Annotated in this window: 7 protein-coding genes; 2 read left to right on the forward strand and 5 right to left on the reverse strand. The window is 71.1% G+C overall.

The window, feature by feature from the left end; all coding sequences use genetic code 11:
- Positions 1-11: 11 nt before the first annotated feature.
- Both E1182_RS26655 and E1182_RS26660 read right to left on the reverse strand, forming a co-directional pair.
- Positions 12-1,289: an MFS transporter gene (locus E1182_RS26655; protein WP_132270325.1), complete on the reverse strand. Its 1,278-nt coding sequence runs from the start codon at positions 1,287-1,289 to the stop codon at positions 12-14.
- A complete protein-coding gene (locus E1182_RS26660) occupies positions 1,286-2,623 on the reverse strand; it encodes a GH1 family beta-glucosidase (RefSeq protein WP_132270327.1) in 1,338 nt (445 codons plus the stop codon). Before E1182_RS26660 ends, E1182_RS26655 begins: the two co-directional genes overlap by 4 nt.
- Positions 2,624-2,808: 185 nt before the next feature.
- Here E1182_RS26660 and E1182_RS26665 point away from each other — a divergent pair, with 185 nt between their 5' ends.
- Positions 2,809-3,255 (forward strand): SRPBCC family protein, encoded by a 447-nt coding sequence (locus E1182_RS26665; protein WP_132270330.1) that lies wholly within the window; start codon positions 2,809-2,811, stop codon positions 3,253-3,255.
- A 120-nt stretch (positions 3,256-3,375) separates the two neighbouring features.
- Here E1182_RS26665 and E1182_RS26670 read toward each other — a convergent pair whose 3' ends face one another.
- The 3 genes from E1182_RS26670 to aceE all read right to left on the reverse strand — a co-directional run bounded on the left by E1182_RS26670 (position 3,376) and on the right by aceE (position 8,598).
- A complete protein-coding gene (locus tag E1182_RS26670) occupies positions 3,376-4,326 on the reverse strand; it encodes a hypothetical protein (RefSeq protein WP_243706433.1) in 951 nt (316 codons plus the stop codon).
- On the reverse strand, positions 4,323-5,612 hold the full coding sequence (locus tag E1182_RS26675) for a choice-of-anchor B family protein (RefSeq protein ID WP_132270333.1): 1,290 nt from the start codon (positions 5,610-5,612) through the stop codon (positions 4,323-4,325). The genes E1182_RS26670 and E1182_RS26675 overlap by 4 nt, the downstream gene beginning before the upstream one ends.
- Positions 5,613-5,859: 247 nt before the next feature.
- Positions 5,860-8,598, reverse strand: a complete 2,739-nt coding sequence (gene aceE, locus E1182_RS26680; RefSeq protein ID WP_132270336.1) for a pyruvate dehydrogenase (acetyl-transferring), homodimeric type — start codon at positions 8,596-8,598, stop codon at positions 5,860-5,862.
- 183 nt (positions 8,599-8,781) lie between these two features.
- On the opposite strand from aceE, the gene E1182_RS26685 reads away from it, so the two are divergent.
- Positions 8,782-9,064: hypothetical protein (locus tag E1182_RS26685; RefSeq protein WP_207921527.1), on the forward strand; the 283-nt coding region annotated here is incomplete at its 3' end.

Here is a 9,064-nt window from a genome sequence, read left to right on the forward strand (position 1 = left end):
GGGCGGGCGGGTCAGCGTACGGTGCGGATCTTGAGGACCAGGGCGCTGCCCAAGACGGTGACCGCCGCGGTGACCGCATAGAGCGCCGGGTAGCCGCCCAGGTGCACCACGATCGGGGCGGATATCGCCGGACCGAGTACCTGCGGAGCCGAGTTCGCGATGTTGATCACACCGAGGTCCTTGGCCCGGTCGGTGGCCCGGGGCAGCACCTCCGTGATCAGCGCCGCGTCCACCGACAGGTAGATGCCGTAGCCCGCACCGAGCAGCAGGGCGGCCGCGATCGCCACCGGCCAGATCGGGGCGATCGCGAGCATCAGCGCGGCCACCGCCATCACCAACCCGGAGACGATCACGTAGATCTTGCGTCGCCCGGACCGGTCCGAGAGCATCCCGGCCACCACGGCGGTGAGGATCATCCCGAGGGTGTAGAGCAGGATCAGGGCCAGCAGCGCGCCCTCGGGGTCGGGGTGGCGCACCCCGTCGGTGAGGAAGTACAGCAGGTACAGCGTGCCGAGGGCGTTGCCGATCTGGACCAGGAACCGGGTGATCCAGGCCCAGGCGAAGTCGGGGTGGCGGCGGGGACTGATCCACAGCGAGGCGAGCAGGGTCCGCACCCGCAGCGGCGGCCGGTGTGCCCGCGGCAGCGGGTCGTCGTCGGTGAACAGGGTGAACGGCAGCGTCAGCACCAGCACCGCGACCGCGATCGCGGCGTACCCGGCGGCGTTGCCGGTGACCACCGCGGTGACCAGCACCGCGCCGACCACCAGGCCGAGGGCCTGGGGGATGCCGACCCAGCCGGAGACGCCGCCGCGCTGGGTGACCGGTACCCGATCGGGGATGGCCGCGGTCAGGCTGGCCAGCATCGCGTTGAAGCAGACCTGGGCGGCCACCCAACCCAGCGCCACCCCGGCGATCGTCCGCTGCTGGGCCAGGAGCAGCAGGGCGAGCGCGCCGAGCACCGCGCCCCCGGCGGTCCAGACGTGCCGCCGGCCGAACTCGCGGCCGCCCAGCCGCAGGCAGGTACGGTCGGACAACGCCCCCGCGAGCGGGTTGGCGAGCACCGCGGCGAGCGCGCCGATGCCGGTCACCACAGCCAGCATGGCCTCCTTGTCGGCCGGGGCGATGCGCTCCACCTGCTGCGGCAGCAGCACCTGGATCGGGGTGAAGAAGGCCATCCAGACGCCGAGGTTGGCGGCGAAGACGAGCGCGATCCAGTTGCGGCGGACCGGGACGTGCGGTTCGGCCAGCGCCGCCGGCAGCGAGGCGGGTGTCGGGTCGACGGTGGTCACGGCCGGTCCCGGTTGTCCGCGATGAGGTCGCGGTACCACGCGTACGAGGACTTGGGCGTGCGGGCCAGGGTGTCGAAGTCGACGTGCACCAGCCCGAAGCGCTTGGTAAAACCCTCCGCCCACTCCCAGTTGTCCAGCAGGGACCAGACGAAGTACCCGGTGACGTCGACTCCGGCGTCCATCGCCGCGCGGACGGCGCGCAGGTGCCCGTCGAGGTAGCTGATCCGGTCCGGGTCGTGCACCCGCCCGTCGGCGTCCGGCGCGTCGTCGTAGGCGCAGCCGCCCTCGGTCACCTGGATCGGCGGGAGGGCGTCGCCGTACCGCTCCTTCAGTCCGGTGAGCAGGTCACGCAGCCCGTCGGGGACGACCGGCCAGTCGAAGGCGGTGCGCGGGTACCCGTCCAGCGGCACCATCGAGAAGGGAAGCGGCGAACCCTCCTCGGGGGCCCGGATCCCGGTGGGGTTGTAGTAGTTGACCCCGAGCACGTCGATCGGGGTGGCGATCACGTCGAGGTCGCCGTCGCGGACCACCGTCGGCTCGATGCCGGGCGGGTAGCCCAGCCCCAGCAGTGGGTCGGTGAAGAGTCGGTTGTGCAGCGCGTCGTACGCCGCGGCGGCTGCCCGGTCGGCGTCGGTGTCGCCGCAGAGCACCACCGGTGAGTAGTTGTTGGCGATCGCCACCGGGCTGGCGCTGTGTGCGCGTAGCGCGGCGACGGCGAGCCCGTGGCCGAGCAGTTGGTGGTGGACGACCGGGAAGGCGTCGAAGATCAGGGTCTGGCCCGGGGCGTGCTCTCCCGTGCCGTAGCCGAGACTCATGTGGATGAACGGCTCGTTGAGCGTGATCCACAGCTTCACCCGGTCGCCGAGGCGGGCGGCGACCAGGTCGGCGTACTCGGCGAAGCGGTCGGCGGTGTCCCGGTTGAGCCAGCCGCCGGTGTCCTCCAGAGGCTGTGGGAGGTCCCAGTGGAACAGGGTGGCGACCGGGTCGATGCCGGCGGCGAGCAGGTCGTCGACGAGGCGTTCGTAGAAGTCCAGACCGGCCGGGTTGGCCGCGCCGGTGCCGCCGGGCTGCACCCGGGGCCAGGCGACGGAGAACCGGTACGCGGAGATGCCCAGGCCGGCCATCAGTGCCACGTCCTCGGCGTGCCGGTGGTAGTGGTCGCAGGCCCGGTCGCCGGTGCTGCCGTCGATGATCCGGCCGGGGGTGTGGGCAAAGGTGTCCCAGATGGACCGACCGCGCCCGCCGGCGTCGGCGCCGCCCTCGATCTGGTACGCCGAAGTGGAGACTCCCCAGCGGAAGCTGGCGGGAAACCGGGGTAGCGGCGCCGTGGTCATGAACCCTCCCGAGGAATGTGAATCTTGCTCGGGACTCTAGGGCGCGAAGCGCCGTCGCGCTATAGGTCGCCGACGATGATGATGCAAGGGGATTCGGCGTGTCTTTGCCAAACCCGTCCCAGTAAGTCCGATTTTGCGCATAGAGTGCGGAATATCGCGGATGTCCTCAGTGGGGGAAGACAGAAATGATCCTCGTAGAACGCAGTGCGCACGTGATGGCGCCGGTGGAAGCGGTCTGGGACGTCGTACAGCGGGCCGAGCAGTTGCCGGCCTGGCTGGCGGGGGTCCGTGCGGCGGAGGTCCTCTCGGGGGAGGGCTTCGGGCGACGGCAGTTGGTCCAGGCCGGGCGCGGCGCGGCGCACGAGGCAGAGGTGATCGCCTTCCAGGAGCCGACCCTGATCGGCTGGCGGGAACGGGCGAAGGGCGCCGGTGCCCGGGCGGAGGCGCGCACCGAGATCTACGTCCAGCTCACTCCCGACGAGGATGAGGGCGGGACCGTCGTCCGACTCATCGTCGTACGGTGGCCGGCCGGCCCGGTCAAGGCGGCTCTGCTCCGGCTCGGGCTGCGCCGGGTCGGCGCCGACCTGGAGGAGTCGCTGGCCCGGCTCACCGACCTGGCCGCCGTCGGCTGAGGCAGGTCGCCTCCCGCGGTGTCAACCGCGACGGCGGTGGCCCGGCGTCCCCACCAGAGGCGATCGGACCACCGCCGGCTGCTGCCCGGAACGGGCCGGCCGGCGACGACGCCGGCCGGCTCAGGCGGTCACGGTGAACTCCGCGACCCGCACCACGTCCCGGTGCCGGAACTCGAAGAACAGCCGGTAGGTGCCCGCCGACGGCACCGTCACGCCGAACGCCACCACCGACTCGGGCCGGCTCGCCGCCGCCGGATGCACGTGCAGGTAGGCCAGGTCGCCGTGGCGCAACGCCACCAGGTGCCCGTAGGCACCCAGGTGCGGTTGCAGATCCCCAACCGGCTTGCCGTCCCGGCCCAACCAGACCAGCACCTGGTTCGACTCGCCCGGGCGCAGGCCGCCGTCAAGGGTGACCGTGTAGCCGTCCACGACGATCGTCTCCTGCGGCTCGGCCGGCGGCCGGGGCGCGTACCGGCCGGGGACCGGCACGTCGACGCCGAGGGTGACCGCCCGGTCGGCGTCGGCGGGCCAGAAGTCGGCGACCGCGCGCAGCGGGCCGGACGTCTGCGGGGTGAACCGCACCCGCCAGGTCCCGTCCGGGGACAGCTCCGGGTGCACGTGCCGGTAACCGGTCAGATCCCGCCCGACCAGAATCAGGTGCATCAACCGCTCGTGCGTGATCCGGAACCGGGTCACCGGCGCGCCCGCCGCGTCGACGATCCGGAAGGCCAGCTCGCCGGCGCGGCCGGCGGCCAGCGCGGGTGGCTCCAGGGCGAGGGTGTAGCCGTCCTGCGACACCTGGAGGCCACCGGGGGCGTGGTCGGCGTGGGCGGCCGGAGCGGGCGCCGCCGGTCGGGTCGGGGCGGGCGGCCCGGCGTCGAGCCGTCCGGCCACGAAGCCGAGCGCCAGGGTCAACCCGAGCACCAGCCCGGCGGCCAGCCGCCGGGACCACCGGCCCGGCTCCCCCCTGGTCGGACCGCGCCCGTCGACCGGGTGGGGGCGCCCCGCGCGGGACGCCCCCATGATCCCGGTGTCGGCCGGAGCCACCGGACGGTCGCTGGTCGCGGTCACGGCAACCGGGGCTGCAGGACGAAGAGGCCCTGCTCGATGCCGCTGACCACGACGACCCCGCTCGGGAAGTACGGGTAGACGCTCCACGCGCCGTTCATCGAGCTGCTGTCGCTGGACGGGTAGACGTCGAAGAACCCGGCCTCCGTGGCTCGGCCGGCCGCCACCTCGCGCAGGTCCAGGATGCGCAGTCCGGCCCGGTAGTTGGCCTGGTAGCTGTAGTTGCCCTTGACGTACTGGTTGTGGTCGGTGGCCCTGACTCCGGAGGGCGCGCTGTAGGTGCCGATGTGCCGGGGCGCGTCCAGGTCGGCCAGATCCCAGATGTACGTCTGGGTGTTCACCCCACGCCGGGACTCGTCCAGCTCGTCGTCGAGCAGGAAGTACCGCTGGTTCTCGGTGAACCACCCCTGGTGGGTGTACGCCCGGCCGGTGTACCCGATCCGGGAGAGCTGGCGCGGCGCCGACTTGGTCGTCACGTCCACCACGGTCACCGTGTCCTCGTTGGAGTTCACACAGATCTCCCGGCCGGTGTACGCGGTGTCCGGACCCCGGTAGACGACGCACTGGGTGTCGTGGGTGTACCCGTCGTTGCTGACGCAGCCGGCCTGCACGGGCGATTTCGGGTTGCGGACGTCGACCATGTGCAGCCCGCCGGAGCAGGTGTTCGACCCCACCGCGTAGGCGTACCCGGTCTCCTCGTTGACCGCGATGTTGTGGGAGTTGCCGAACCGGCTGTAGTGCACGTCCGCCGTCCAGGTCTGCGGCGCGGTGACGCCCCGCAACCGGGTCAGGTCGAAGACCTGCATGCCGTGGCCGGACACGTCGGCCACCACGTACGCGTGGTTCTTGTAGACCTTGATGTCCCGCCAGATCGCCGTGCGGTTCTGGTACGCGGGCAGGTTGCCCAGGTAGATTGGCGCGCTCGGGTTGGAGATGTCCACGAACGAGGTGCCGTTGCGGCGGCCGACCAGGGCGTACTCCCTGCCGGTGGCGCTGTCGGTCCAACCCCAGATGTCGTTGGCCTGACTGCCGCCGATGTCCGCCAGTGGCAGGAACGACAACAGGTCCACGTTGCGGCAGGGGTAGCCGGCCGCCTGGCCACCGGTGCAGGTCGCCGCCGCAGCGGCGACCAGCCGCTGGGTCGGCTCGCGTTGCGCCATGAACTCCTGGGCCGAGGCGCGCCCGGCGGGAGTGTCCGGCGAGTGTGCCACCGAGGTTGCCCCCGGCCCCAGCAGCGACACCGTCAGTGCGCCGACCGCCAGGGCGATTCCGATCCGGACGACTCGCATGTCGCCTCCCCACCGCCGCGCCGGTCAGCGTCGGAGCTGCGACCGTTGGTGGACCGGCGCGACGGATCGGCCCACCGGCCCGGGCGTGGCGCTCATGGCGCGGCACCCTGAATGCGCCGACATTTATCGAGGATTGTGAACGCCCTGTCCGGTCTTGACAAGATGGACAGTGAAGATAGTTCACGTACTGGTCGGACGAGCAGGGGCCCGGCGCGCCGCGCCGGGCCCCTGCGTCGTACGGGGTGGATCAGCTGTCGCCGCCGGTCTCGCCGACCGGGGCGGCGCTCACGTCGTCGATGGCGTACTTCTTGGCCGCCTCGGCCGGCACGTTCGCCGGCACCGCCCCGCGCAGCGCGAGCTGCCGCAGCGTGGCGACCGTGACCGACTCGGCGTCGACGTGGAAGTGCCGGCGCAGCGCGTGCCGGGTGTCCGACAGGCCGAACCCGTCGGTGCCCAGCGAGGTGTAGTCACCAGGCACCCAGCGGGCGATCAGGTCCGGTACCGCGCGCATCCAGTCGCTGACCGCGACCTTCGGCCCGTCGGCCTCGGCCAGCTTCTGCTGCACGTACGGCACCCGCGGCTCGCTGCCCGGATTGAGCAGGTTGTGCTCCTCGCACTGCACGGCGTCGCGGCGCAGCTCCGTCCAGGAGGTCACCGACCAGACGTCGGCGGCCACCCCCCAGTCCTGGGCGAGCAACTGCTGCGCCTTGAGCGCCCACTGCATGCCCGTGCCGGAGGCCAGGATGTTGGCCTTCGGGCCGTCGACCTGCGGGGCCGGCGCGTACCGGTAGATGCCCTTGAGCAGGCCCTCGACGTCCACCTGCGCCGGCTCGGCCGGCTGGTGGATCGGCTCGTTGTACACGGTGAGGTAGTAGAAGATGTTCTCCTGCTCCGCGCCGTACATCCGGTGCAGGCCGTTCTCCACGATGTGCGCGATCTCGAACGCGAACGCCGGGTCGTACGCGACCACCGCCGGGTTGGTGGCGGCCAGCAGCAGCGAGTGGCCGTCCTCGTGCTGGAGGCCCTCACCGTTGAGCGTGGTCCGGCCGGCGGTGGCGCCCAGCACGAAGCCACGGGTCATCTGGTCCGCCGCGGCCCAGAAGCCGTCGCCGGTGCGCTGGAACCCGAACATCGAGTAGAAGATGTACATCGGGATCATCGGCTCGTCGTGCGTGGCGTACGAGGTGCCGGCGGCGGTGAACGAGGCGACCGAGCCGGCCTCGTTGATCCCCTCGTGCAGGATCTGCCCGACGGTCGACTCCTTGTACGACAGGAACAGCTCCCGGTCGACCGAGGTGTACCGCTGACCGTGCGGCGAGTAGATCTTGGCGGTCGGGAAGATGGAGTCTAGGCCGAAGGTACGGGCCTCGTCCGGGATGATCGGCACCCAGCGCTTGCCGAACTCCTTGTCCTTCATGAGGTCCTTGAGCAGGCGGACGAAGGCCATCGTGGTGGCCACCTTCTGCTTGCCCGAGCCGCGCTTGATGTCGGAGAACCGCTCCGAGCCGGGAACGGCCAGCGACTTGTGGGTCGTCCGCCGGGTCGGCAGGTAGCCGCCGAGCTGCTGGCGCCGCTCCTTGAGGTACGCGATCTCGTCGGACTTCTCGCCCGGGTTCAGGTACGGCGGAAGGTACGGGTTCTCCTCCAGCACCTTGTCCGGGATGTCCAGGTAGAGCCGGTCGCGGAAGAGCTTCAGGTCCTCCAGCGTCAGCTTCTTCATCTGGTGGGTGGCGTTGCGGCCCTCGAAGTGCGAGCCCAGGGTCCAACCCTTGATGGTCTTGGCCAGGATGACCGTCGGCTGGCCGGTGTGCTCGGTGGCCGCCTTGTACGCCGCGTAGAGCTTGCGGTAGTCGTGGCCGCCCCGCTTGAGGTTCCAGATCTCGTCGTCGGACAGGTCCTCGACCATCTTGCGGGTGCGCGGGTCACGGCCGAAGAAGTGCTCCCGCACGTACGCCCCGGACTCCGCCTTGTAGGTCTGGTAATCGCCGTCGGGCGTGGTGTTCATCAGGTTGACCAGCGCGCCGTCGGTGTCGGCGGCCAGCAGCGGATCCCACTCGCGGCCCCAGACCACCTTGATCACGTTCCAGCCGGCGCCCCGGAAGAACGCCTCCAGCTCCTGCATGACCTTGCCGTTGCCGCGGACCGGGCCGTCCAGCCGCTGTAGGTTGCAGTTGATCACGAAGGTGAGGTTGTCCAGCTCCTCGCGGGCCGCCACCCCGATCGCGCCGAGGGTCTCCGGCTCGTCCATCTCGCCGTCGCCGAGGAACGCCCAGACGTGCTGCTGGGAGGTGTCCTTGATGCCCCGGTGCTGCAGGTAACGGTTGAACCGCGCCTGGTAGATGGCGTTCAGGCCGCCCAGCCCCATGGAAACGGTGGGGAACTCCCAGAAGTCCGGCATCAGCCGTGGGTGCGGGTACGACGGCAGCCCGCCGGCCGGGTGGGACAGCTCCTGCCGGAAACCGTCGAGCTGGTCCTCGGTCAGCCGGCCCTCGAGGAACGCCCGGGCGTACATGCCGGGGGAGGCGTGGCCCTGGTAGAAGATGTGGTCGCCGCCGCCCGGGTGGTTCTTGCCCCGGAAGAAGTGGTTGAAGCCGACCTCGTAGAGCGAGGCGGAGCTGGCGAAGGTGGAGATGTGCCCGCCGACGCCGATCTCCGGGCGCTGCGCCCGGTGCACCAGCATCGCCGCGTTCCACCGGACGTACGCCCGGATCCGCCGCTCGACGTGCTCGTCACCCGGGAACCACGGCTCGCGTTCCGGCGGGATGGTGTTGATGTAGTCGGTGGTGGTCAGCGACGGCACCCCGACCTGACGCTCGCGGGCCCGCTCCAGCAGGCGCAGCATGACGTAGCGGGCGCGCTTGGTCCCGCGCTCGTCGATGACACCGTCGAGCGACTCGACCCATTCGCTGGTCTCTTCTGGGTCGATGTCCGGAAGCTGGCTCGGCAGACCAGCGGTGATCACCGGGCGCTTGCGTTCCGTAGCCACAGGCGTTCCCTCGGTTGTGTGTGGGATAGGTCTCTGCCGCCATCCTGCCCTCTTCCGGTGCCCGTCGTCACGTCCACCGCCGGGAGACGCGACGCGCGACACAGGTACCCACCAGTAACTTCGTGCCGGTCGACGGATACGCCGGCAGGGTGCCGGTTTGCGTCACCGACCTACCCTTCGGCCATGCGATGGCAGGTGCCTTTCGGGCTGGTGCTGGCCGTGGCCGGGCTCGGCGCGAGCGTCGTCGGAGCCACTGACCTGTGGACGGGGGATCCGACGATGCTGATGGTGCTCGCACTGGGACTGGTCGCCGTGCTGGTCGGGATCGGGCTGGCCCGCGACTCCCGGCAGGCCCGGGCGCGCTCCCGCTCGTCCGACGGCGGCACCGGTTACCACTCTCCGCACACCTCGTACGGCGACGCCGGTGCGGACTCCCCGCTCGACGACCGGGCCGGCGGCTCCGGCC

The sequence above is a fragment of the Micromonospora sp. KC721 genome (genome assembly GCF_004348355.1).
Taxonomy (GTDB): Bacteria; Actinomycetota; Actinomycetes; order Mycobacteriales; family Micromonosporaceae; genus Micromonospora.